We start from the raw sequence: 25,216 nt of genomic DNA on the forward strand, positions 1-25,216 counted from the left end.
CAGAGCCCACTCCCCGTAGCGTAAGTTCTCCAATACCTTAGAACTCAACCTTTCCTGTTAATTTGGACTTGTAACATCGTTCATCCGCAAGTTTCAGCACTTTATTGATGTCGCCTTCTTCTGGGTAAAACGCTACACCGGTTGAGAAAGACATTTCAGCAGACTTTGCAAAGCACTCGGAGATTCTTTCCACAACTTTTTGAACAACATTTTTGTCAATCGAATCGATGATGAGTATTACCTCATCTCCACCATATCTAAATGCTAGGTCCTCTTTTCTTATATTCAAGTTTATACACTTACCTAATTTCTTAAGCACGTCGTCACCTTTTTCGTGGCCATACATGTCGTTTACAAGCTTAAATTTGTTCAAATCCATGAAGACGACTGAGAATTGTTTCAATGGAGGACTGAACATGAATTCTTCCAAAGCTCTGCGAGTTCTTAAGCCAGTTAATGCATCAACCTCGGCTTTTTCTTTCATTGTTTCGATGAATCTTCTATTTTCCAAAATTAGAACCATTTGGTGTCCTAAATCTTTTAAAACAGCGAGTTGGTACTCAGATATAGGTTTACGGTCAAAATTGTTATCTGCTAATAGCAAACCAACAAGTTTGTTCCCGCTCTTAAGAGTCATGATAGCGAACTCGTTAACAATATCAAACTCTTCAGCGATTTCTGGTAAATCTTCTTTTTTTACTACATGAGGTTCGCCATCAAGGTATCTGGTTATTTGTTCCTCGCTTATAGCTTTTCCCTCGTATAGCAATTCTAAGGCTGACTTAAAATCTTTAGAGACCGTTTCCAAGAAATCTGACATATTCAGTTCTATGTCTTCAATGGCTTCCCAGATTCTGTGAGCTTCCTCTTCAGTCCTAGGCCCCAGAGCTTTCTGAAAGACAAACTGACCGTCAGTGTGGTAGAAAAACATTGCTCTGTTAAAAGAACCTGAATAGCCCGCGGTTATACCTGTTAAAAAAGCGTACAAAATCGTATTAACATTGCTCTCCGGTTGCAACGCGTATTCTGTTATAAGCCTTGTGTTCACCAAGCTTTGCGCTAATTTTGTTGCAGTATGGTGGATTGAAAAGAGTATTCTGGAAACTTCTTGAGCTCCTTCAACAATCATCTTTCTTACTATTTCTGGAACAGGTAATTGTAAGTCGTTGTAGTTTAATATAAAATTACCAAGCTTTGTTCTCAGTTCAACTTTTTGTTCCTCAACGTTATCTACTACCACTATTTTATCGAGTTTTGCGTTGCGCATTTTTCGAGCAATTCTCCAGAGTTTGTACAGATTTTCTGGAACTTTTTCATCATCATAGTGTACATAAAGACTTACGTCAAAAGGAATATTGAATTTCACTATTTCATTCAAAATATAAGAGATGTAACTATCCAAGTAAGCTATCTTAATTCTTCTTTCAAAATCTTTCCAGTGCACTACTCTCACCAGTAATTGTTTTGCTATCCATTCTAAGAATTCTTGGTCTCTCTCATCGAAAGGTGCTTTGAAGTGGCTGTCTATATCAATTTCTCCAAAAACACTGCCATCCTTGCGCAGTATAGGCACAACGATTTCACTTTTCACATGAGGACTGCAGGAAAGATAATTGGTTTCCAAACTAACATCTTGCACTACGAATGTTAATTTTGTTGCAGCGGCTTGGCCACATATACCTTTCCCAACAGGTATCCGCACGTGTTCTGTTGGTTCTCCAACGTATGGACCTAAGACAAGTACGCCTTCTTCGGTTTCATCCATTAAATAGAATCCTGTCCAGTTATAATATGGAACATGTTTATCCAAAAGTTCACAGATATTTTGCAAGATGTTCTCGTTGTCAAGCTGTGTGATTTCATCCTTTAATTTTGAGAATATTTCGGACTTATCATAGTAGTCTCCTTCCAGATCTCCGTGTCTGAAATGTATAACAGCTTGGTATACAGCATCGGCAAGAGACGGAAATTTTCCTTTCTTCCAAAGTGAAAAGACATCAAAAACGATTACTTTCTCATGTTTACCATCAACAACGACCCAATCTTTTTCACCAATGCCTGCTATAAGGTAAATAACAAAATCCTCACGCGACAATTCCAAATCGCGGGCATTTTTTCGAAGCCTTATGGAAAGTTCTTCTTTCATCCTTTCTTTGCTTTCTTCGTATACGTGGGAGAATTCGGTCAACTGGTTACGAGAAAGGTTAGCCAATTTCTCATAGAAATTTTCAAAGTGTTTTGCGTAATTTTCAGTGATAGGCTTGAACGGTAACTTTTCCCAGAATTCCTTCCAAAATCTCTTTTCGTATGTAAGTATTTCCAAAAAATCGTCGATATGATTTTCAATTAAACTCCTCATCTTCATCACCTCGGAATGTTTCCTCAAGAATTTGATATTTCATATCATCGGTAACTAAAATTTTCAAAGTACGTCTACCGTATGAAACTTCCAAAATGTCTCCGGGCTTGACTTCATAAGATGGCTTTAGAACCCTTCCATCTTTCTTCACAAGTCCAGCTTTTGCAACCTCTTGAGCGACCGTTCTCCTTTTAATTATTCTATTTGTTTTGAGAAATTTATCTAAGCGCATTTGCTCACCACCGGGAGTTTTGAGTATCAGTATCTAGAATCTATTATATCACAAAAATCTCATATAGTTCGAGACACGAACAAAACGTTCATTTATACCAGATCTTCTTGTAGTTGTTTGATGCGTTCCATAACATATATTCGTTTATTCCCAAGTCCTTAGCGGCCATTATTTGTTTTCGGATGGCTTCTTCGTCGTACACGATGTGCCCTCTTACCCACGTTGCAGTAAACGACTGGAGCCAAGGCCTAATTTTTGCTGGGGTCGGTATGTGCAAATTTCGCCTAATTCCATCTTTTAGAGCGTTGTAAATCGTCTCGTAAGGATACGCATCAGGCACACTCAAACCGAAAGAGCCTGGCGCATAATGGCTAGGGTATACCATCGGACATATGTAATCAACAACGTTTGAAATGGCTTCCCAATATTGGCCGATACCAACATCATCAACAGCAGTTGACACAAGTCCAAAAACATCCGCTGCTAAAGGGACGTTATAAGGTTCAAGCTTTCGTTTTGAGTAAATCAAAAACTTCTGAATTGCTTCTGCAAAAGATTCATCTCCAACTTGTCTTAGATTTACCCTCTGGCGAGTTTCCTTAGAGAGCTCCGGAAACCGAACGTAGTCATACTGAATTTCATCGAAACCAACTTCGACTGCCTCTATAGCAACTCTCACGTTGTATTCCCACAGTTGTCTATCATATGCCGACGCCCATGGCACTTTGTAGATTCCCATATAAGGTTCTCCGGTATCTTTGTATACTATCGCCCTGTCTTTGTGAGCACGTGCATAAGAAGGATCTTTGAAACAAACAATTCTTGCGATTAAGTAGATACCTTGGTCCTTGAGTTCACTTATAATTGCCCTCATTTCATCCTTTTTATAAAAAGCCCTGGCATTTGCTTCAGGCACTATTTCAGCTGCAGCGTTCGTCTCAAAAAGCATAAGCCCGTCATCGTCTTTAACATCCACAACAAACGCGTTTATATTTGTTGACTTTGCAAATTCTACCCACCGATGTATCTTTTGGACGTTACTAAATGATGTTCTTGTGAGATATATTCCTCTTACATCGTCGATTCTCGCCCTAATCTTTTTGAAGGGTTCAAATACCAGTTCTTTATATTCTTCACCTGTTATAGTTTTTAACGAATCGCTTAGGAAACTTGAGCGGACCCATCCTTCTTTTAATCCATTTGGCGTATTATATCTGACCTTTGAGAAATTAATGTTGTTGTATGTAACCTCATCTATCTTTTCAACATACGTAGCATATTTTAGCGTGTCTATAACTTTCTCGTTTTCAGGGGAGTCAAAAACACTGATATTGTACGCAATAATGTAATGATATTTGGAAGGAGAAAACGTAATGTCGGTTTTAATGTCCACGTCTTGGTCTTGTTTTTTGGATTCTGCTTCTGTCGCTATAACGTTAATCACTTGGGTACCTTTAAGGTTGGTTTGTTCTGTGTTAAAAGAACTCTGTTTTCCTTCATTTGGTTGTCCTTCATTTTGCTCTGACTGGCTATTATTAATGTTCTCATCATTTTCGTTCGATACATTGGGCATCTTTGGTGCTAACAAGAGCAAACTGGCTCCTGGAAGTTCATTTGTTGTCGGCAAAGATATCCTCGTGTCAAAAGATGTTTCTGTGCTGTTTTTAGAGACGCTATCTATCATGTTGGTTGACTGATGAGTCTCTAAATAAGTTGCCGTGCTATTTGATGAGAGGTTTAAGTTCTCCGGGTTTTTTGTGTTTACGACTCCAGTTTCAGAAAATATTAGCGTGAAGAACGTGACAAAGGTTATGAGAAAAACCAACGAGGCGACTATGCCAATTTTGAGTTTCGTTTTTCGGATTCTTTCTATCGTCAACTTTCCGCTTCTGCTAAGTTGATAAATCTTGTTCAATCTTCTGTACTCTTTTTCTGTTTTTTTGTCTTTCCTCATGTTTTTCCTCCCTTGCTTGGTCTGACATATTATGTAGAGGTTTCAAGACTTATGAAATACTGCAGCATAGTGATTTTCGGTGGTTCAAAAATGAGTTTTAAATGAGTTTTAGAGGACAAAATCTACTACAAGACCTTCAAGACCTTGTTCTACCAGCTTACGGTATTTTTTAACTGAGTTATAAAACTTTCATGATTTGCATCAATTAATTATAGCATTAACAATAAGGATTTGAAGAGCTTTTCTTATCAAAGGAAAAATATTTTTTTAAAAGGTATTGACTATTGACTTTTTTTGCCAGGGGTGTATAATCAATCATCCGCTGAAAAATGGAACGGCGGTTAGAAAGAAAGATTTTAGGAGGCGTTATAACATTAAAGGTACAGTTAAGTGGTTCGATGCAAAGAAAGGCTACGGCTTCATCACAAAAGAAGACGGAGAAGACATTTTTGTCCACTTCAGCGCTATTCAGGTTGATGGATTCAAAACACTCAAGGAAGGCGACAAAGTCGAGTTTGATATTCAGAATGGTGCAAAAGGTCCTCAGGCAGCCAATGTAAGGCTTTCAAAGTAAGCTTTAGAGGATAACAATACCCCCCGTAATGGGGGGTTTTTGTTAATATTCAAGTAATTTTTTATAATTTCCTTATTGCATCGTTGAATATGGCAAAAATCAGTTCTTCATAGCTCCATCCTGCAGCTTCCGCCATTTTTGTGATATCTGAGTACTTAGGAGTTAACATAGGCAGAGAATTTACCTCAATAAAATACACTTTGTCACCTTTTAGACGTAAGTCCATACGAGCGTAATTTCTTAATCCAAGAGCGTGAAATGCTTTTAATGCATAGAATTTAATAATTTCAGCAATCTCATCGCTTATACGTGCTGGGCAATAGTAACGCGTTTGTTCTGCATAAAAATGCTTAACCCTATATGAATAAAAGTGTTCTAACCCTTCGGGTAATTCGGAAAAGTCTATTTCAAGAATGGGAAGTACTTTATCCCCTACAATACCTACGCTGAGTTCTTTTCCCTCGATAAATTCTTCTACCAAAGCTGGTTCTTGGAATTGCTCATGAATCCTGTTAACTGCTTTTCGCAATCCTGATATATCATGTACGACAGAATCGTAAAAGATACCTTTTGCACTTCCTTGTCGTGATGGTTTAACTATAGCTGGTGAAAGGTGAAGACTTTGTGGTTCCTCACCAATGTTGACAACGAAAAAATCTGGTGTAGGTATTCCATGATGCTTCAAAACTATTTTTGTGAGTGTTTTATCTATACATATACCGTGTGTTGTAGCCGAAGAACCTGTGTAAGGTATACCTAACAAATCTAAGATAGCTGGAACATGCATTTGTTTGTGTGCAGTTGACAAGTTAAAAACTGCATCGAATTTTACAACAGTATGCATGAAATCTTTGTTAAATGGTATCTTCTCAACAAAAGTAATTTCTGGATGTTTTAGTAATGAATTATAAACAGCATCTATCATTTTTTCTCTTTCAGGGTCGAGATTATCCAAGTCAAACACGACTGCAACCTTCATGGCTTATGAGCAATAAATAGTGCTCTTCCCTCCCTTTTATGACGTAGATTTTTAACATTTATTTGTTTTCCAGGGACAGTCTGTATTTAAATTCATCTTCTTTTTATATAGCTGTGCTTTGAGATACTAACGGCTCTCAGTATAGCGTGCAATCTTCTGTGTTCTGGTATTACTCTTCCATGCTCATCGACACATCGATATTGACCATCTACTAAGGCAGTTCTAACAATACCTTTTGCAACTGAGAAACCTTTAAGCGTAGGGGCGTCCAAAATACCTACTCTAACAGCCTCTGTCAACACCTCTGGGTTGGCCAAAGAATCTTCTGTCCCATCACCGAGAAATTTTATTGCCTCGATTATCTCAAGCGCTTCCTGCTTAATTCTCTCCTTCTCATTCTTAATCCATGGGTCGGCCAAAGGATCTACATACCCACGCATTGCAATACTTATAGCCCTCTTAGCAATTTTAACACTCTCGATAATTTCTTTTGCTCGCGCTCGTTCCACAGCCTCACTATAGGCTACGACATGGACAATATGAGGTTCGAGAGCCATACCATAGAACATAGAAATACCTATCTGGCCTTTCGCAGCATCCATACTTGCTGGCATTGACATCAATCCGGTACGTATCATTCTGTAAACAGTAAAGTTTTTACCAGCCAAACTCTCAACCAGCTCTCTCTTGGCTATCATCTTGGCTATATCTGCTCTTGGTGATATTCCTGATGGTGTTTCTAACATAAATTGTTGGACATATTCCTTAACACCAAGCTTTTTTGCAACAAATGCTGCAATGTATGCAGTTGCAACTTCAACAGCATCATGTGCTAATCGTAATGCCCATTGATGGGAATCAGTTACTTCAACAGGAACATTGTTCAGTGCATTCCATCGAATTGCTTCCATATTTTCCCTGATAGCTTCTAGCAAAGGTCTATCTGAACGCCTGTCGAGATCACTATACCACATTACAGGAATTGCGGCCCAAGCGTTATTAATAGTTTCCTTAAGTAGTTTTGAAAATTCTAACAAGTGAGTTGTTCCTGAATAACATCTAACGAGTGGATAATTACCTGTCCTAGATGCTTCGTACAACTTTACAAAATCATCTTTTGATCTAATAGGTACACCACCGGCTCCATCTTGGCTTGGGTCCATTTTTTCCGGTTCAAAGAAGAATTGCTGACAGTTTTGGTCTGGAGCAATAGATATAATATCAAGTAAATGAGATTCTGCTAATTTTCTAATCTCTTCTATTGTTTCTTCCAGGGTTTGTAATCCTATATGATGCCTTATTAGTGGATATGGACTTTTGAACTTTATCCTTTCGCGCAAGGTTTGTGGATACTCAAACTTCCCAAGACTTTTCTTTGCTTCTCCTCTTAAAAACATTATCACATCTTCGATTTCTTCGGTCCCATCAAACACTTTTGAAATGAATTTGAATTCCCTTGCAACATTTGCTGTTTCTAATGTTCCACCGAAGACGTAAGTTCTATTATCCAAAAGTTTGTGCCTTTTCAACAACATTTCAAGTTCTTTTAACAGCTTTCTAAGAGCGGATGCCCCTAAACGATAACTTATAGCAACAATATCCGGATTGGCTGTCTTAATCTCCTTTACCAAAACTTCTATTGGTACTGCTGAACCTAAATAAATGGTTTCATATCCATTCTCTTGAGCCAGCTTAAGAAAATTAAAAACACCAACGCTATGCACGCAACTACCAATTGATGCTCCCAAAATCTTAAGTTTCATTAAAATCCCTCCTTCATGATCTGCTTGACTTCTTCGACCGTCTTCCCAGTCAAGCAGAGTTTTTCGAGGTTCCTGCCAAGGGAATAGAAATCCATACCCATGACCAGTGACGCAAGTTTTATTATCGTATCAGTGGCAGGAGTTTCGACTCCGGATAACTTCCCGAAAGCAGAGAATGGGACCAAACCGGTCGGTACGTCTTCTAAAATATATCTGTTTTCAATGGTTGAAGGTGCTTTAATATGTTCATAAACACGAGAGCTATGGATGGCGTCGTATAACGTATCTGCTTCTACACCATAATGGTACGTTAACCATTCTTTTAATGACATAGGCTTGATTCCAAATGCCTTAGCAACTGCACACCGTTCGTTATCAAGGAATTCAAGAACTTTCGTAACAGAAGGGCTCATACCTTGCATGTAAAATGCAAACTCTCCGGCGCATGATTCTATCCACCCTATGTTTAAAAGGGTGGTTGCGGGATGGAAAATAGCTCCAATGTTGTTAAAACTTGTGTAAAGTGTGTTTGGCACAATTACAAATTCAGGTAGAACCTTTAGCAAAGTTTCCTCAAGTACTGTATTCTCTGATGATGGCAATGCAGCAACAGGTACGTGTTTTTTAATCCCAAAGATATGCACCACACCTGGTTGTACAATTCGTGATGCGAAGATGAATGTTTCGGCCTCCGCAATAACTACCTTCTTTTGCACATTTAGCTTCCTTAGCACAGCTCTAAATTCAAGCGCTCCTGCTGTTCTACCGGGATTTAGAACAATCACTTGACCATCTTCAAGGTGTGGAGCGAGTGTTCTCGCAATGTCTTCGTGAGCATTCGCTGGCACAGCAACAAGTATAAGTTTCCGACCTTTTACGGCATCTGCAATATTGGTTGTTACGTGTGAAATTTGAACTGTTGCTTTTATTTCACCTTCTAGAACTAGCTTCTTGCTTTCCATTATTGTTTCAATTCTTTTTTTACTTCTGTTGTACAGAGAAACATCGAAACCTTTTAAGGCAAGATACCCAGCGAGTGCCTGACCGCCATTACCTGCGCCAATAACCGAAATGCGCATTAACATCACCTTCCAAAAAGGCAAAATGTGCTTTTAACAATCCAATCACTATTTTATCATAATCGCAACAATTTGTCAAATATAGTTGCAATGCGTTAATATATGCGGATTTCGAATAGGTCGAATCGTCTGACTGTCTGACTGTATGTTGGGTAAGTAGAATAAAAGTCTTGTCCAAAAGATTTAGAATAGTGTTATGATGTAATAAACGCTTGATTAAACGATTTAGGGTTTATTATAACGAATGACTATTGACTTTTTTGCTGGACGGGTGTATAATTAATCAACCGCTGTAATTACGACGGCGGTTAGTAAATAAGATTTTAGGAGGCGTTGTTACATGAAAGGTACAGTTAAGTGGTTTGATGCAAAGAAAGGCTACGGTTTTATCACAAAAGAAGACGGAGAAGACATCTTCGTTCACTACAGTGCTATTCAAGTTGAAGGGTTCAAAACACTCAAGGAAGGCGACAAAGTCGAGTTTGATATTCAGAATGGTGCAAAAGGTCCTCAGGCAGCTAACGTAAGGATTATAAAGTAAGCCTTTGTAGAGGATAAAATTAGCCCCCGAACCCGGGGGCTTTAATTTTGGTTAGTCATTTTCGTTTTTTGATGTCGTTGATTTTCTACTGTCAGTAATATAGAAGCCACTACCTTTGAACACAATTCCTACTCTTCCTATTGTTTTTGCCATCTTGCCGCCACATGAAGAACATACTATCGTTGGAGATTCGTTGAATCCATGCATGTGGACTTCTTCATTTCCGCAATTTTCGCACACGTATCTGTACATTGGCATGTTATCACCTCCGATGCTAACTATGTTGTTTTTGGTTGTTCTATAAATAATTATACAGTCACGGTTGTGAAAATTCAACATCTTTAACGTTAAATGCAGTTTTATTCTCAGTTTAATCGATGTCTTAATTTACTTAAAAAAGGTCTCTTGACAAGAGAAAAGTTTTATAATATCATTTTAACGCGCAAACGAAAAAAAGAACCTTCAAAAAAGTTAGGACTTGACAAGTTTTACGAATATGGTATAATGGAAATTGATATGTGAAGAGTGTTCCGGCGTAGCTCAACCGGCAGAGCGGGTGGCTGTTAACCACTAGGCTGGGGGTTCGAGTCCCTCCGCCGGAGCCAAAAAGAGGACGACTGAAAGTCGTCCTCTTTTTTATTTATCAGCAAGGGCAAATTCTTCATACTAGGATTACTACATAAGCATTTCTTTGATAGCTTTGCATCAGTGCAAGGGCTTAATGTCAGTGCAAAAGTATAGGGAGTTCATAAGTTGTTTGTAAAAGTAATTCCTTAAGGCAGTATTAATGTTACTAGAAGTTTTTGAACTTAGCGGTCTTTTTACTTTCTGTTCAGGTAATTTCTTCTGAGCTATTTGTGCCAGTCTTTTTGTATCAGTTTGTGTCAGCCATTCATCGGGATACAGAGTGAAATCCACAGCAGGTAATATTCTATAATAGGATTTACCTGCTAACTTGTAACCGTGGACCCACGTAAGGATAGGGGTTACATCAACAACGCCCTTTATGGGATGATAAGTTACGTTTAGTACTACGCCCTCATCTGTACCCGGGGCTCTCATGTTTGAAAGAAAATTACCAAGTGAGTAGGCTATAAGTTTTGTCTTTGGGCCGTATTCTACAAGTTCTATGTGCTGAAGAACATGGGGATGGCTTGCAATAACTATATCTGCACCGTTGTCCAACGCAAGGTATGCAAGTTCTGTTTGCTCTATTGTAGGGGTTGTTTGGTATTCATTTCCGTAGTGGAAATAAACTATGATCACATCTGATATCTTCTTCATTTCATCAAGAATCGAAAGAAGTGTTTGTTTTGTGATATACATGAACATGTATTTGTGCTTTCCATCGATAGGGATTCCATTTGTTGAATAAGTGAAAGAAACGAAGGAAATTCTAAGACCTTTCACTTCAACAATCTTGTACAGTTCCTCAAGTGGGGTGGAACGTGCACCTACGTATATTAATCCGCGTTTTTTTATTTGTTCCAACGTTCTCTTCAACCCAAAGACACCTCTATCAAGCATGTGATTGTTTGCCACGTTGATAATATCGAACCCTGCATATTTCAAGGCATCAAGCACTTCATCAGGTGAAGAGAACCGTGGATAGCCAGTATACGGTTGGCCACCGAGAGTAGTCTCAAGGTTACAAAAGGCAATATCGCTTTTTTCGATATACTTTTTTACGTGTTGAAAGATGTTTTCAAAATGATATCTTCCGTTCGAATAGGCGGAATTTACAGTAGGCATATGGAACATGACGTCTCCAACAAAGGAGAGTTTTATTTCCAAGGAGAATAAAAAAGAACTGGCAAAGAGATTCATGTAAAAAAATAACATCCAAAAGATGATTTTGCAAAATTTCTCCATTTTATATGCATTTGACAAATCCACAGCAGTCTCCTAAATTTACAATCAAATGTGTTAGAAAGAACCCGGTTGCCCGGGTTCTTTTTTACGATTACCTGTCCGTTAAATCATGCTTCCTTCACTGTACGTTGATAAATCCTCGCTTTGAAGTTTTTCGGACAGCTTTCTAAGATGTTCCTTTTCTTCATTGATGATTTCTTCAACTGGTTTTGGGTCGGGGACTATTTGCTTGATTTCATTATAGTAAATTATCGAATCCTTCTCGACCTCTATAGCTTTTCTCAAAGCACCAAAGATAGTTTCCGGGATTGTTTCGCTTTCAATTTCAGGGAAGATAAAAGCTTTTGCGTAAGTTTCTGCATAACCACTCACTTCTTCGTTTTGCCAAGTTGCCAGTGATTGATCTTCTTGGTACTTTTCCATTAGTTCCTCGAATCTTTTTGCATGTTCTCTTTCTTCCTCTGCAAGTTCTTTGAAGAATTCTTTGAGTTGGCCTGTAGCCTTTTCGGATAGTTTAGAGTAGTAAGTGTAACCTGCCGATTCTACTTTGATAGCGATGTTGAAAAGTTCTCTCCCTGTCATGTTCACACCTCCCCAAATTTCTCAAATCAAGTTAATGAACCAAGTACATCTTTAGGTTTATTATACCACGAAAATGTGGTAATTACAAACTTAGTAAATAGCAAAGTTTATAGATATTTACAGAAAATTGTAATTCTTGCTTTGTTTTGTAACTGAAAAGTGGTATAATCTAGCAAAATGACTATATACTCTGTTTCCACTATATTACAAAGGGAGGAGAGGAAACATGGAACATTATGGTTGGTTGAGCTTGTTACCGCCCATTATTACCGTAGCGTTAGCACTTTTGACCAAAGAGGTTATCTTTTCTCTCTTCACAGGAGTGTTTGTAGGTTATCTTATAGTCAACGGCTGGAATCCTGTTACTGCTTTAATTGATGCTACAGACGGTATCGCTAATTCGCTTAACGATGGGTGGAACATAAGAATCATATTATTCTGTGCACTCCTTGGTGCTTTTGTTGGTCTGATGCAAGCAACAGGTGCTGCAAATGCCTTTGGAAAATGGATGGCTTCGAAGGTTAAGAGTAGAAAGGGGACGCTTATCATAACATGGCTTTTTGGTATCTTCATATTCATCGATGATTATTTTAATTCCTTAACAATAGGCACCGTTATGAGACCTGTTACTGATGAACAAAAGATTTCAAGGGCAAAACTCGCATATATATTGGATTCGACGGCAGCTCCAGTAAGTGTTTTGGCACCTATTTCAAGCTGGGTGGTTACCATAATGAGTATCATCAAAGCTTCTGATGGCTTTTCAAAGCTTGGTGTTAGTGAATTCACATTTTTTATCCTGCTCATACCTATAAACCTATACGCGATACTTGCGATACTTATGGTTCTTCAAACCATACTCAGAAGAGACTTCGGACCAATGGCAAAAAGTGAAAACCGAGCACTCAAAGGTTTGGGACTCTACAATGAGGAATTTGGTCAACCAACAGGTGAAGTTAAAGAAGGTATAGTTGTCAAGGAACGGGCTAGAGCGATTGACATGATTTTGCCAATTCTTGTTCTTGTCGGACTTGCGGTGATTTTCTTCCCGGTTACCACGTACCTTGGTGCAATAGACGGAGAAAACATACACACATTTTCAGAAGCTGTGAAGTCTATGACGCTCAAAGAGGCGTTTAACAACACTGATGCATCCAAAGCCCTATTTTATGCATCGTTGTTTACATTAGTTTTTGCATCGGTATACTTTATGGTAAGAGGATTACTTACAATACAAAAAGTTGGGGAAGCTATTGTCAGTGGTATAAGGTCAATGGTTCCAGCGCTTGTCATACTGACCCTTGCTTGGACAATAGGAACGGTTATTAAAAATTCCCCGGAAGATGGCGGATTGGGACTTTCAAAGTATCTTGCTCATGTAGTCACAAGCGGTGGTTTTCCGTTGTGGGCTTTACCGGCTGTTGTGTTTATAATCGCAGCTGCTATTTCTTTTGCTACAGGAACAAGCTGGGGAACATTTGCTATAATGATTCCTATTGCCATGCCAATAGCTATTGCACTTGCTGAGAAAACGGGTGCTAACCTTTTGAACAGTGCTCTTGTTACAGTTGGTGCCTCGATTGGTGGTGCCATTTTCGGAGACCATTGTTCACCTATATCAGATACTACAATTTTGTCTTCAACGGGAGCTGGTTGTCCGCATCTTGAACACGTTGCCACACAGATGCCTTACGCTATGTTTGTTATGGCAGTCTCTGTCGTGGGTTATTTACTTGCTGGTATATTTGATAATCCAATAGTAGGTTTTGTTTCATCGCTTGTAGTGTTCTTCGTTGCTTATGAAATTATGGTACGTGTTAGCAAACCTGTTGAAGAATGACAGATAGCTTAAATAAAACAAAACCTGGGGTTAACCCCCAGGTTTTGAATTTTACAAGTGGCTTTTTATCAAATATCATCTTGTATATCAAGTTTATACTCTATCAAATCCTCTGGTGAGAAGAAGATGGACATTTCTCTTTCGGCATTTTCGACAGAATCACTTGCGTGAATAAGATTTTTAGTTACGGTTAGTGCAAACTCTCCTCTTATCGTTCCTGCCTCAGCTCTGAGTGGATCAGTTGCTCCAACGATGTGTCTTACCATTTCTATTACCCTTGGTGCTTCTACAACCATTGCTACAACAGGCCCGCTCATCATGAAGTTCACAAGTTCTTCGTAAAATGGTTTACCTTTGTGAGGTTCATACAGTTTTTCGCATTGCTCCCGTGTCATCCAAAGAAACTTCAGACCGACGATTTTTATTCCTCTTTGCTCGAATCTTTTCAGTATCTCTCCAATGAGCCCTCTTCTAACAGCGTTGGGTTTAAGTATTATAAAAGTTCTCTCCAAGAAATCACCTCCAAATACTCGTAATTTGAAGAAAGAGCACTGAGGATGGTGTCCATCTCATTATTTGGGTATTTTGTTAAGACAAACGTTGTATTTGTCTCTTTTTTGGTTTCTGGATAGTATTTTGCATGAAAGACATCTCCCAAGTACTCGGGGAAAAGTCGTTCACCACACAACTCATTTTTGGTTGACTTTAGGCCTCCTAAGAGTTTGGTTATGTCGAGTTTGTATTTTTTGGAAAACAGTTCAAGTACCGCTGCTTGGATGGCGAATTTAACCTTTGGATGGTTTGGAAAATGTTCTTCAAGTATACCTGTAATAACAAAGACGTCTTCACAATGCAACTTTTCGACAATGCTTCTGTATTCTTCAATTACACCCATGAAAATCTTGTAATTTTCACCGTTTTTTCTAATTGGTAGTATTGCACCTGTTCCTGACAGGTTGTTTTCTTCGACTCTCAGAACAATGTATTCGAAGTTATCCTTTCTCTCCAGGTTGTAAAAAAATTTCACTTCCCAACACCTCCAATATATTTTAGAACTCTATACCTTGTTCTAAGAGTTTTTGATAGACTTCAGCTGCGAGTTCTTGAGACACTGAATTTATTTCAGAAAGGATGGCTCTTCTTTCACCCGGACTATAAAATTTCAAAACTTCAACAAGCTCGTTTGCTGAGATTGAAGATGTTTCCACCCGTGAGATAATCTCTTCCCGAGAAAGGTTTATTGATTTATTTTCGTTTGTTTCTTGAACGGGACTTGGTATTGTTTCTGATTGTGAAGTAGTTGAAACGCTTTCTGAAACTTCGCCCGCAACAGTTTTAGGTTCTGCAAGGTTTTCAGAATCTCCCATAACGTTGAATCTTTGAATCTTACTGTTGAGTGGTAAAGAAATAGGAGTGTATCCTATTTCGGTTTTGATAGCTATTTCTCTCCACTTTGGAGTTACGACAAGACCACTGACTTCCTTTACGTTATCCCTCGCCAGTATAAACAGGTATTTTCCATCACCTCCAACAAACCATGCGTAGTTTTCTGCGGAACCTGATTTTCCGTATATTTTTCTTCCAGGCATTTGTGCAGACCGAGAGGTTCCTTCGGTAACCACTTTTTCCATGGCTCTCAGTGTCAGAATTGAAGCTTCGAGTGGAGTCCTTTTATCAAAACCCTTAGGTGGTTTAACAACATTCACTAAAGCGGGTTTGTAGGAATAGTAAATGTATCCATTCTTATCCTTGACATACTCAACAATGCGTGGTTTGATGACTAGACCGCCGGTGAATATCGCTGAATAACCTTGCGCAACATCGGCAACGGATGTTTCTAACGTTCCAAGTGCCAAGGTGGCGTCGTTTGGGTAGAAACCTGATATCATTAATGTATTTTTTAGAAAATTCGTAACATTTCCTTGTCCGAGTTTCAAAAACAAGTTGATGGATGGTATGTTTAAAGAATGTGCGAGCGCATATTCAATAGTAACTTGTTCTCTGAATTTCTTATCAAAGTTTTCAGGTTCCCATCGACCGATTTTGATAGGATTGTCTGGAAGAAAGTCATCAAGATTATATCCTGCCATGAATGCGAGGTAATAGTAAAATGGTTTTATAGACGAACCAAGCTGCCGACGTCCATTAATTATACCAAGCCCATAGGCTGCTCTTATTTTTCCAGTTGTGTGCTCAACTATCAATCCTGCCCATTGGTCTTTTGTTATATTAGAAACTAAAAGCTCTTGCAACTTTTTATCAATTGTGGTCCTAACTCTGAAGCCATTCCTTAAATCTCCGAGTTCAAATCCAAGCTCTTTGAGTTCTGTAACAATTATCCAGAAAAGGTCCTGATCAAATGAGCGTGCGAAATTATTTGTATTTCTTATAGCTATGTTATTTAGTTCTTCCAGCGCACGGGAATATTCAACTTCAGTTAACACTCCCGCTTCTTTCATCTTTCTTAGAACGTTTTTTGTGAAGTCCTTATTTAACTCTTTCAACGGATTGGCTTTCTCCGGGGATCTAAGTGTTGCTGTGAGCATTGCAATTTCAAGGGGTGTTAGTTGTTCGAGAGTTTTGTTGAAGTAAAATTTTGCAGCCGCTGGGAAACCGTAAACTCCATTACCTAAGTATACAGAGTTTATATACATTTCTAAAATCTCATTCTTTGAGTAATTTTGTTCCAACCAAAGTGCAATAAGCGCCTCTTTTATCTTACGTTTCCAAGTTCTTTCTTGGGTTAGATACAACGTTCTTGCTAATTGTTGTGTGATAGTGCTCCCACCTTGAATTTCATCGGTAGTGATTATCGTAAAAAGTGCCCTAGCTATGCCTATAAGGTCGACACCACTGTGGGTGTAAAACCTCTTATCTTCGGATACTATAACACTGTCTTTGATAATTGCTGGAATGTCGTCAAAATCAACCCAAACAGTTTTTGGGCTGTACAATGGTGTCCCGTCAGAATATTCAACTACCAGGCTTGTTGGAATTTTATTCTGTGGCGCTGTGAGATTTGCAGTGTATCTGTTGTAAATCACAAGAGGTGTAAACAGGGACAAAAAGAAAAAGGTTAAAAACAATGTGAACAAGAATTTCTTCAAAGTGACCCCTCCAACTTCAAAAGATATTCTTTCCATTTAATCATAGGTTTATCATTGTTTGCTGTAAACCCGCCTATAGAATTTTTGGCAACAACCCTATGGCATGGAATATACAAAGGTAACGGGTTTGATGCCATAGCAAATCCAACAACTCTTGCACTTGTACCACATATTTTAGCCAGTTCTCCGTATGTTATGATTTTACCATAAGTCACATTTTCTTTCAAATACGACCAAATCTTTTCAAAGACCGGTCCCGTTGAATACCTGACTGGGAAGTCAAGAACTTTCCTCTCACCGCTAAGATACTCCTTAATCTGTCTTGTAAATACGTTGTCTCCGTAGTCTGGTAAAACCTCTTCAGTTAGTTGAATTTGTTCGCAGACATCGTTTCTTGTAAATATTAAAATACTACCAATTTCTGCTCTAACAACTGAAATTTCAAGCTTTTCCACATTTCCGCCCCCTTGCTCTAGTTCGTAAATTTTGCTATCAGTTGATATTATTTACTAATTGGTTTAAAATAGAATTAGCTACCAGCTTTAAATGTTCGGTCTGAGAGATAAAAGAGGTGAAGTTATGGATTTAGAGGCGTACCTAAAAAATGTTACCATAAGAGAGTCAAAAGGTGAAAGAGAAAGTTGGGATGACTATTTCAAAAGATTAGCGAAATTAATTGCAGAAAGGTCCACTTGTGTTCACAGGAAAGTTGGTGCTCTAATAGTAAAGGACAAACGAATCCTAGCAACTGGTTACAATCAACCACCCTCTGGGTTTCCACATTGTGACCAGATTGGTTGTATCAGGGACGATTTGAATATTCCATCAGGCAGGAATCAGGAAATCTGTTATGGGTTACATGCTGAGCAGAATGCACTTATGCAAGCCGCAAAGTTTGGAATTTCAACAGAAGGTGCTACGATTTATGTGACTCACAAGCCTTGTTCGGTTTGCGCACGCCTTATAATCAATGCTGGTATTAAGAGAGTAGTTTACATAGAAGGTTACCCAGATCCTTTGACCGATTTCTTTTTCAGAACGTGTGGAATAGAAGTGTGTGGAGGTGGAGAGAGTGAAGGTAGATAGGCTGCTCAAGTATATAAGGGAAGATAGATGGCCCACGGTATGGTGTCCAGGTTGCGGAAATGGAATAATACTCAAAAGCTTTTTGGAAGCTTACGACCAAACTAATTTGAATCCGGATCAAACAGCGGTTGTTTCTGGTATAGGTTGTTCATCGAGGTCGACGGGTTATCTTGATTTTAACACCATGCATACGCTACATGGACGAGCCATAGCTTTTGCAACAGGTGTGGCACTGGCAAGGCCAGATTTCAAGGTTGTTGTGATGGGTGGAGATGGAGATATTACAGCTATCGGTGGCAATCATTTCATCCATGCATGTAGAAGAAACATAAATCTAACAGTCATAATATACAATAACATGATTTATGGAATGACAGGCGGTCAACACTCACCTACAACTCCAGCTGGAAAAATTGCTGGAACAATGCCACTGGGTAATGTCGAGGAGCAATTCGACGTTGTAAAGCTTGCTCTTTCTGCTGGTGCTACGTACGTTGCAAGGTCGACTGTATATCATTATCAGCTGAGTGTGAAATACATAAAAGAAGCGCTTCTCCACAAGGGTATCTCTATCGTAGAAGTTCTCACAAACTGCCATACGTATTACGGAAGATACAATGGACTAAGAGAGCCCTGGCAGATGATGGATTACTTCAAGAACAATACCGTCATGAAAGAGAAGGCTGACCAAATGACAGAAGAAGAGCTAAAGGGCAAAATCGTTATAGGAGTGTTTAGAAAAGATGAGTCTAAGCCTGATTTCTACACAAGATATAAACTTACCTACGCTAATCAAAGCAAGGGGGAATGACAATGACCAGACCTTTTTCTATAAGGATTGCAGGAATTGGTGGACAAGGTAACTTGCTTGCTGGTTATGTTTTATCAAGAGCCTTTGTTTTAGCAGAAAAATATGTTGTCCAAACACAAAATTACAGCGAACAAGTTCGTGGTGGACCGAGTTACTGCGATGTTTTGGTATCAAACGAGCCGATACTTTATCCGAAAGCTGTAGTATTTGACTCTTTGATAATAATGCATCCTTCCATGGTTAGCCAGGCTAAATTTGTTGCAACCAATGGTATAATTGTTTATGATAGCACATATATAAAGGACATTCCAAACGAATTCAGACGAGTCACAAAAAGAATAATTGATATTCCAGCCAGCAAACTAGCGATTGAAAAATTCGGCAATGTGATGGTCTCAAACATGATATTGCTCGGGACTTTGGTAAAAAGCACAGCTTTAGTTGATTTCGATACATTGTTCGAAGCTGTAAAGGAAGAAGTTAACCCCAAATATTACGAACTAAACGTGGAGGCGATAAAATTTGGAGCGTCGCTTACAGACAAAATATACAAACCACGCATCGAAAGGAAAAGAAAACGAACAATTGGGTTCGAATAATCTAAAAGAATCATTTGAACATGCAATAGAGGGCATTGTTGAATCAATAATATCAGAGAGAAACTTAAGGATACATTTTGCGATAGGGTTGTTTGTCATTGCCGCAACATTTTTCCTCCCAGTGAAAAGGGAAGACACGTTGTGGATTATATTCGCTGTTTTCTTTGTCATCTGGTCGGAGCTTGTGAACACTATTATTGAACACCTGATGAACTTGTATAGTAAGGAATACCACCCTGTAATTAAAATAGTTAAAGATGCTAGTGCAGGTGTTGTATTGTGGGCAACACTTTTCTCCGTAACAGTAGGAATAATGGTCTTTGGTGGTATTCTATTTGACTGGAGTTTGGAAATAGCGAAGATTTTTGCTATAATATCAACAGTAACGTTCCCATTACTAAGTATCAAGGTGGTGAGAAGTTGGAAAAAGAAAAAATAAAAGTGATGATTGTTGATGATTCGCCATTTATGAGAATGATTCTAAAGGATATAATCGACAAAGAAGCAGATATGCAAGTTGTTGGTGTAGCAAGGGATGGGATGGAAGCCGTTGAGCTTGCTTTGAAGCTCAAACCAGATGTAATTACGATGGACGTTGAAATGCCAAAGTTGAATGGTATTGAGGCACTAAAGGAGATAATGAAGAGAGCACCTACGCGGATTATAATGGTAAGTAGCTTGACAGAAGAAGGAGCAGAAATAACACTCTTAGCACTTGAACTAGGTGCCGTTGATTTTGTGACCAAGCCTTCTGGTAGCGTATCTATGGATTTTCGAAGAATGGGACCAGAATTAGTCCAAAAAATTCGAGATGCTATGAAAATAAATATTTCGCAAATCCTTATGAAGAGAAAGCCATTGACTAATCTCCGTGTTAAATCTGTAGTATCAGGCAAAATAGTTGTTATAGGTTCTTCAACAGGGGGACCAAGGTCTTTGGATCTTGTAATCCCGCCCCTTCCCAAGGATTTTCCTGCACCTATTTTGCTGGTTCAGCATATGCCTCCAGGATTTACGAAATCCTTAGCGCAGAGATTAGATAGAATTTCCAACCTGTCTGTCAAAGAGGCAGAAGAAGGTGATGTTCTTAAGCCTGGATGGGTTTATGTAGCTCCAGGGGATTACCATATGGGAATTAAGTATCAGGACAGAAAAGGTATTATCTATCTTGATAAAAACACGGAAAAAATTAACAACGTTAGACCTGCTGTTGATTATACTCTCGATAAAGTTGCAGAAATCTACAAAGAAAATACTATCGCTGTTATTCTTACCGGAATGGGGAAGGATGGTACAAAGGGTGCCTTTAAAGTTAAATTCTTCAAAGGTGTTGTCATAGCCGAGAGTCAAGAAACTTGCGTGGTTTTTGGTATGCCTAAGTCAGTTATAGAAGAGGGTTACGCTGATCATGTACTTCCGGCAGATAAGATTCCAGAAAAACTTGTGGAACTTGTGTAAGGTAAAACCTGTGATAAAATAGAGTTAACGAGCTTGGAAAACTAAAATAAAAAGGAGGGTATCTAAAGATGAAAAGACTACTTTTGGTTTGTTTTATTGTTGTTGCATTATTCAGTAGCCTTTACGCAGCAACGTTTAAGGATGTACCAGCGAACCATTGGGCTTATGAAGCCGTTGACCAATTAACAAAACTCGGAATCCTGAGTGGCATGCCGGATGGAACTTTCCAAGGGAATCAACCTTTAACTAGGTATCAACTTGCTGTTGCGCTCTATAGAATGTTAAATATATTAAACGATAGAATTTCTGCTGTGGAAAAGAAGCTACCTACTTCAACAACATCAACCCAGCAATCACAACAATTTACACTTCCAGCGAACATCGATGCGCAACTTAAGGATATTTCAAATAAAATACTTGAACTTGCAACAGCTGATAAAAACATCAACACACGCATTGATAATTTACTTGCTCAGGTTAATTCTTTGTCGTCAACAGTAGAGGATTCTTCCAAGCAGTTAGATAACTTAAAAAGGGATTTAGATGATCTTAAAGCAATGTACGATGCTTTAACAGTTAAAGTAACCGAGATGAGGGGTTTAGTTTCAATAACACCTACGGGACAGAACCTCAATGAGTTATCAAAGAACATTGATGATGTGAGGAACGATGTAGAAAACCTGAAGAAGAGGTTGACCAGTTCTGAACAGACGGTGGCTTCTTTAAATCAAAAAATTTCGTCACTTGCAACTACGGAGAGTGTCACAACTCTTTCTTCAAGAATTTCCGAAGTTGAGAAAAACGTGAAAGATTTGCAGGATTTTGTTAACCCTATTCGTACACAACTGACAACGCTATCAACCATAGAAACAAAAATTTCAAATTTAGAGAAGAAAACTTTAGAGATTGATACTATCAAACAGTCTGTTTCCGAAGTCTCAAAACTTCAGTCAACTATTTTCACAGATGTAAATAGCATGAAGTCTGATATTAGCAAACTTAAAAGCACAGTTGATGCTATTAACAACGAGATCATTGGACTTAAAAAAATGGACTCTTCTTTACAAGACGAAGTTGCAAATCTGAAGGTTGAAGTGAACGACTTAAAAGTTGAGATTATCAATTTAAAACAAGTTGACTCTGAACTCAAAAGTAAAATTTCGACAGTTGAAAGCATAATCGAAGACCTTGAAAAACAAGTCCAGCAACAGCTGAGTGCGAACGAAAAAACAAAACAGGATATCGAAAATCTCAAATCAGAAGTTACAGGAGCTAAGAACGACATTTCAACGCTTTCAAGTCATGTTGAAGCCTTAAAACAGCAGAGTTTGCAAGATGTTGAGAATTTGAAAGATGAACTTGCACAACTAAAGAGCGAAAATGATAACTTAAAGACAAAAGTGTCGGCACTTGAAACAAATCAAATGGGTAACATATCTTTGATCTTCAGTATTGTTGGGGTAATATTAGGTGGAATAGCCCTCTGGTTTGCTGTTCAGAGGCAGTGATGATATCTGCCTAATTGGTATTTTTTAAAGTTTACTCAACTGCTGGTCCTTTCGGACCAGCTTTTTCTTGTAAATCCTCTGGAAGATTGAAAACAGTTGAAAAATAGAGATGAAAGGGAGGTAGTCGGATGGGTTTTTTCATGCCAACAAAAGTGCTGTACGGGAAAGATATTGTTCTTAGGAATAGAGAATTTTTCCAATCTCTTGGTGAGACATTTCTTATTATCACTGGAAGAAGTTCAAGAAAAAATGGTAGTTTTGATGATATTTTAGATGTGCTTGAGGGAAAGCATGTTTACATATACGATGAAACTCCCGAAAATCCTCCTTTGGAAGTTGTAAATGAGATATCAGAAAGATTCCAAGACATTGATGTAGTTATTGGACTTGGTGGTGGAAGTCCCATGGACACTGCAAAGGCTGTGGCAGTGCTTATCGAAAACAAACACTTGGAACCCGAAGACTTGTACGACAAAAGCAAATACCAAAGTGCAAAACCCATAATATGTATTCCTACTACGGCAGGAACTGGTAGTGAGGTGACTCAGTACTCTGTGTTGACTGTAAATGGCAGAAAACGTGGTTTTTCACACGAATGCGTGTTTCCAAAAATTTCATTTGTTGATTATAAATACACACTTACGTTAAGTGAAGCACTAACACTCTCTACAGCTCTTGATGCATTGTCTCATGCAATAGAGGGCTTTTTATCAACAAGAGCTACACCTTTCAGTGACATGATTGCAATTGAAAGTGTTAAGATAATCAAAGAGTATCTCCCAAAGTTAATGAATGATTTGACTAATGAATTCTACAGAGAACGGATGATGTTTGCATCGACATTAGCAGGAATGGTTATTGCTCAAACAGGGACCACGGTTGCGCATGCATTGGGTTACTCTTTAACAACGGACAAAGGTGTAAAACATGGACTTGCTACAGCTGTTTTTCTACCATATGAATTAAAAATCGCAAAAAGATATGGGTGTGAAAAAGCTAACGTTATCATCGATATGTTCGACGGTTCACTGTACGAATTCTACCGTTTGTTGAACGTAAGACTTGATACCATAATTACCGAGGACGAGATACAATCATGGGCATCAATTGTAATAAATGCTTCGCACCTTAGTGTTACGCCAGGAAGATACGATTTGGATACCATTGTTGAGGCGTACAAGGAGGTTAGAGAACATTTTTGCTGAAATAAAAATTTCAGTTATAGGAATTATTCTATTCTTCAGTAGCATCAATACATATGGTGTGCTTACCACTTCTTTTTGCTTTATAAAGCAACTCATCTGCTCTTTTGAGCACACTTATACCTTCGGCATCATCACTTGGTTGGATTTTGGTAATACCAGCGCTTATTGATATTCGAAATTCTTTTATATCAAGAGTATCGAGCTTGTCAATTATTCTTTGAATAATTAGATTGGCGAATTCCGGAGGAGTATTTGGAAGTAGTATTGCAAATTCATCGCCACCAAATCTCGCACACACGTCGGTATTTCGTGTGTTTTCTATCATGACCTGGGCTAACGTAGTTATCGCAAGGTCACCTTTGTCGTGACCATAGGTGTCGTTGATTTGTTTTAATCCATCTAAGTCGATCATCACGACACACGAGTCACCACCATATCGTTTTATTCGTCTAATTTCAGCTTGTAACATCATCACGAAATACCTTCTGTTGAAAAGCTTGGTCAATGGATCCTTGAAGGAGGCTTCTTCTAACTTCTGAACATAGTAAACACGGTCTATGAAATTCAGGATGACCGTTGCAATATTTTCCAAACATCTTGCTGTAGCATATTTTGGCAGTGTCTGGTAAAACATTTCTATGCTTAGGATTTTTTCATCTAACCTACGTTCATAATAGATGACCTTGTGGGTATCCGTTTCATAGGTTTCAATTTTATTCAGAAGTTCCAGAGATTTTGTTTCTTCATGTGTTTGGACTCTTCCAATTACTTTTCTTATGTTGCACTTTTCTTCTAATATCTTTGCCAATTTGCTTATGGCGTCATGATAGTTAGTTTCTGAAGTAGCGCTGAGAACGGAAAGTAGTATATCCTCTTCGAAATTTCTGATTTTTTGTTCAGTGACATCAACTCCCACACTTATTGTTCCGAATGGTTTACCGTTTCTGGTGAGCAGTTTATTTTCCCAAAGCACTGTAATGGTTTTTCCATCCTTTGCTAAGATATCGTTTTCAAATGTTTTGCGAAGTTCAACTCGTCCATTCATGATATCGTCAAAAACCTGCTTAACTATACTTTTTATATCCTCTGGAATAAATATATCAAACCAATTCTTTCCAAGAACTTCTACCAAACTGTAGCCTGTTTTTTCAAGAGTCCAATTGTTAACGTATGCGATTTCTCCTTTCTCGTTTAAAACAACGAAGAAAACGGGAGCAAACTCAAGGTACATTGTTAACGTTTCAAGCTTTTGAGCTATAACCTCGTCGACAAGTAACTGTTCTGTTATTACTTCGCCTAAGGTCCAATAATATTCTTCGGCTTTAAACGTTAAAAGTTTTATTTTTTCAGCTTTTGGTTTGTGCAAAGTTATAATATCTTGTGAAGAACCATTTTCATTAACGCGTTTGATTACGTTAGAAAAGTCCGGAAAGATACGAAAAATGTTTGTTAGATTTTTTAGATAAACGGGAACATTATCGGAGACTTTTAAAATTTCTCCGCGTTCATCGAAGATAAGTAAGAATATCTTTGACCTTTCGAGGGCAACATTAAGGGTTTCAAAATCTAAAACTGGTCCGCTGCTTTGGATATACCCCACCTCTTTTATTTGAATTTATAATCGTGACTAGTTTTAATTTTACCGCTTATCCAAATTATATCATATC

The 25,216-nt window shown here is 38.4% G+C and carries 24 protein-coding genes and 1 tRNA gene; 11 read left to right on the plus strand and 14 right to left on the minus strand.

Annotation, left to right across the window (positions count from 1 at the left end; all coding sequences use genetic code 11):
- Positions 1-37 precede the first annotated feature (37 nt).
- From AC3M61_RS07330 to AC3M61_RS07340, 3 genes are all read right to left on the minus strand, one after another.
- Complete coding sequence (locus tag AC3M61_RS07330) at positions 38-2,359, minus strand: diguanylate cyclase domain-containing protein (RefSeq protein WP_500780217.1); 2,322 nt, start codon at positions 2,357-2,359, stop codon at positions 38-40.
- Positions 2,343-2,591, minus strand: coding sequence for a S4 domain-containing protein (locus AC3M61_RS07335; RefSeq protein ID WP_500780218.1), 249 nt, complete (start codon positions 2,589-2,591; stop codon positions 2,343-2,345). Before AC3M61_RS07335 ends, AC3M61_RS07330 begins: the two co-directional genes overlap by 17 nt.
- A gap of 88 nt (positions 2,592-2,679) precedes the next feature.
- Positions 2,680-4,545: a putative glycoside hydrolase gene (locus AC3M61_RS07340; RefSeq protein ID WP_500780219.1), complete on the minus strand. Its 1,866-nt coding sequence runs from the start codon at positions 4,543-4,545 to the stop codon at positions 2,680-2,682.
- Positions 4,546-4,918: 373 nt separating this feature from the next.
- Here AC3M61_RS07340 and AC3M61_RS07345 point away from each other — a divergent pair, with 373 nt between their 5' ends.
- A complete protein-coding gene (locus AC3M61_RS07345; protein WP_448378388.1) occupies positions 4,919-5,119 on the plus strand; it encodes a cold shock domain-containing protein in 201 nt (66 codons plus the stop codon).
- Positions 5,120-5,180: 61 nt separating this feature from the next.
- Here the strand turns inward: AC3M61_RS07345 and AC3M61_RS07350 are convergent, their stop codons facing one another.
- From AC3M61_RS07350 to AC3M61_RS07360, 3 genes are all read right to left on the minus strand, one after another.
- Complete coding sequence (locus AC3M61_RS07350) at positions 5,181-6,083, minus strand: D-alanine--D-alanine ligase family protein (protein ID WP_500780220.1); 903 nt, start codon at positions 6,081-6,083, stop codon at positions 5,181-5,183.
- A gap of 107 nt (positions 6,084-6,190) precedes the next feature.
- Positions 6,191-7,861, minus strand: coding sequence for a cobalamin-dependent protein (locus AC3M61_RS07355; protein ID WP_500780221.1), 1,671 nt, complete (start codon positions 7,859-7,861; stop codon positions 6,191-6,193).
- A complete protein-coding gene (locus tag AC3M61_RS07360; protein ID WP_500780222.1) occupies positions 7,861-8,940 on the minus strand; it encodes an NAD/NADP octopine/nopaline dehydrogenase family protein in 1,080 nt (359 codons plus the stop codon). Before AC3M61_RS07360 ends, AC3M61_RS07355 begins: the two co-directional genes overlap by 1 nt.
- Before the next feature lie 340 nt (positions 8,941-9,280).
- On the opposite strand from AC3M61_RS07360, the gene AC3M61_RS07365 reads away from it, so the two are divergent.
- Positions 9,281-9,481 carry a cold shock domain-containing protein gene (locus AC3M61_RS07365; protein WP_500780223.1) on the plus strand — a complete coding sequence of 67 codons (201 nt, stop codon included), beginning with the start codon at positions 9,281-9,283 and terminating at the stop codon, positions 9,479-9,481.
- 51 nt (positions 9,482-9,532) lie between these two features.
- Here the strand turns inward: AC3M61_RS07365 and AC3M61_RS07370 are convergent, their stop codons facing one another.
- Positions 9,533-9,739: an FmdB family zinc ribbon protein gene (locus AC3M61_RS07370; RefSeq protein WP_500780224.1), complete on the minus strand. Its 207-nt coding sequence runs from the start codon at positions 9,737-9,739 to the stop codon at positions 9,533-9,535.
- Between the two features lie 271 nt (positions 9,740-10,010).
- On the opposite strand from AC3M61_RS07370, the gene AC3M61_RS07375 reads away from it, so the two are divergent.
- Positions 10,011-10,086 (plus strand) — tRNA-Asn (locus tag AC3M61_RS07375).
- Positions 10,087-10,186: 100 nt separating this feature from the next.
- On the opposite strand, the gene AC3M61_RS07380 is transcribed toward AC3M61_RS07375, so the two are convergent.
- The gene (locus AC3M61_RS07380) at positions 10,187-11,353 is read right to left on the minus strand and encodes a CapA family protein (RefSeq protein ID WP_500780256.1); all 1,167 of its coding nucleotides are present in this window, start codon (positions 11,351-11,353) and stop codon (positions 10,187-10,189) included.
- A 102-nt stretch (positions 11,354-11,455) separates the two neighbouring features.
- Entirely contained in the window at positions 11,456-11,935 is a 480-nt protein-coding gene (locus AC3M61_RS07385) for a ferritin-like domain-containing protein (protein ID WP_500780225.1), read from the minus strand.
- 226 nt (positions 11,936-12,161) lie between these two features.
- Between AC3M61_RS07385 and AC3M61_RS07390 the strand changes: the two genes are divergently transcribed.
- The gene (locus AC3M61_RS07390; RefSeq protein ID WP_500780226.1) at positions 12,162-13,775 is read left to right on the plus strand and encodes a Na+/H+ antiporter NhaC family protein; all 1,614 of its coding nucleotides are present in this window, start codon (positions 12,162-12,164) and stop codon (positions 13,773-13,775) included.
- A 68-nt stretch (positions 13,776-13,843) separates the two neighbouring features.
- Here AC3M61_RS07390 and ndk read toward each other — a convergent pair whose 3' ends face one another.
- From ndk to AC3M61_RS07410, 4 genes are read right to left on the minus strand one after another with little or no spacing between them, the layout of a single operon-like run.
- Complete coding sequence (ndk, locus tag AC3M61_RS07395) at positions 13,844-14,287, minus strand: nucleoside-diphosphate kinase (protein ID WP_500780227.1); 444 nt, start codon at positions 14,285-14,287, stop codon at positions 13,844-13,846.
- The gene (locus AC3M61_RS07400; RefSeq protein WP_500780228.1) at positions 14,269-14,802 is read right to left on the minus strand and encodes a hypothetical protein; all 534 of its coding nucleotides are present in this window, start codon (positions 14,800-14,802) and stop codon (positions 14,269-14,271) included. Before AC3M61_RS07400 ends, ndk begins: the two co-directional genes overlap by 19 nt.
- A gap of 22 nt (positions 14,803-14,824) precedes the next feature.
- A complete protein-coding gene (locus AC3M61_RS07405; protein ID WP_500780229.1) occupies positions 14,825-16,882 on the minus strand; it encodes a transglycosylase domain-containing protein in 2,058 nt (685 codons plus the stop codon).
- Positions 16,879-17,337 (minus strand): methylated-DNA--[protein]-cysteine S-methyltransferase, encoded by a 459-nt coding sequence (locus AC3M61_RS07410; RefSeq protein WP_500780230.1) that lies wholly within the window; start codon positions 17,335-17,337, stop codon positions 16,879-16,881. The genes AC3M61_RS07405 and AC3M61_RS07410 overlap by 4 nt, the downstream gene beginning before the upstream one ends.
- A 124-nt stretch (positions 17,338-17,461) precedes the next feature.
- Between AC3M61_RS07410 and AC3M61_RS07415 the strand changes: the two genes are divergently transcribed.
- The 7 genes from AC3M61_RS07415 (at position 17,462) to AC3M61_RS07445 (ending at position 23,549) form a co-directional block, all read left to right on the plus strand.
- The gene (locus AC3M61_RS07415; RefSeq protein ID WP_500780231.1) at positions 17,462-17,968 is read left to right on the plus strand and encodes a deoxycytidylate deaminase; all 507 of its coding nucleotides are present in this window, start codon (positions 17,462-17,464) and stop codon (positions 17,966-17,968) included.
- A complete protein-coding gene (locus AC3M61_RS07420; RefSeq protein WP_500780232.1) occupies positions 17,955-18,779 on the plus strand; it encodes a 2-oxoacid:ferredoxin oxidoreductase subunit beta in 825 nt (274 codons plus the stop codon). The genes AC3M61_RS07415 and AC3M61_RS07420 overlap by 14 nt, the downstream gene beginning before the upstream one ends.
- A gap of 2 nt (positions 18,780-18,781) precedes the next feature.
- Positions 18,782-19,378 (plus strand): 2-oxoacid:ferredoxin oxidoreductase subunit gamma family protein, encoded by a 597-nt coding sequence (locus tag AC3M61_RS07425; protein WP_500780233.1) that lies wholly within the window; start codon positions 18,782-18,784, stop codon positions 19,376-19,378.
- Entirely contained in the window at positions 19,302-19,817 is a 516-nt protein-coding gene (locus AC3M61_RS07430) for a diacylglycerol kinase family protein (protein WP_500780234.1), read from the plus strand. The genes AC3M61_RS07425 and AC3M61_RS07430 overlap by 77 nt, the downstream gene beginning before the upstream one ends.
- Positions 19,799-20,836 carry a protein-glutamate methylesterase/protein-glutamine glutaminase gene (locus AC3M61_RS07435; RefSeq protein WP_500780235.1) on the plus strand — a complete coding sequence of 346 codons (1,038 nt, stop codon included), beginning with the start codon at positions 19,799-19,801 and terminating at the stop codon, positions 20,834-20,836. The genes AC3M61_RS07430 and AC3M61_RS07435 overlap by 19 nt, the downstream gene beginning before the upstream one ends.
- A 68-nt stretch (positions 20,837-20,904) precedes the next feature.
- Positions 20,905-22,344 carry an S-layer homology domain-containing protein gene (locus AC3M61_RS07440; RefSeq protein WP_500780236.1) on the plus strand — a complete coding sequence of 480 codons (1,440 nt, stop codon included), beginning with the start codon at positions 20,905-20,907 and terminating at the stop codon, positions 22,342-22,344.
- 128 nt (positions 22,345-22,472) lie between these two features.
- Complete coding sequence (locus AC3M61_RS07445) at positions 22,473-23,549, plus strand: iron-containing alcohol dehydrogenase family protein (protein WP_500780237.1); 1,077 nt, start codon at positions 22,473-22,475, stop codon at positions 23,547-23,549.
- A gap of 28 nt (positions 23,550-23,577) precedes the next feature.
- Here the strand turns inward: AC3M61_RS07445 and AC3M61_RS07450 are convergent, their stop codons facing one another.
- Positions 23,578-25,149, minus strand: a complete 1,572-nt coding sequence (locus AC3M61_RS07450) for a sensor domain-containing diguanylate cyclase (RefSeq protein ID WP_500780238.1) — start codon at positions 25,147-25,149, stop codon at positions 23,578-23,580.
- Positions 25,150-25,216 lie beyond the last annotated feature (67 nt).

The sequence above is a fragment of the Fervidobacterium sp. genome (genome assembly GCF_059913585.1).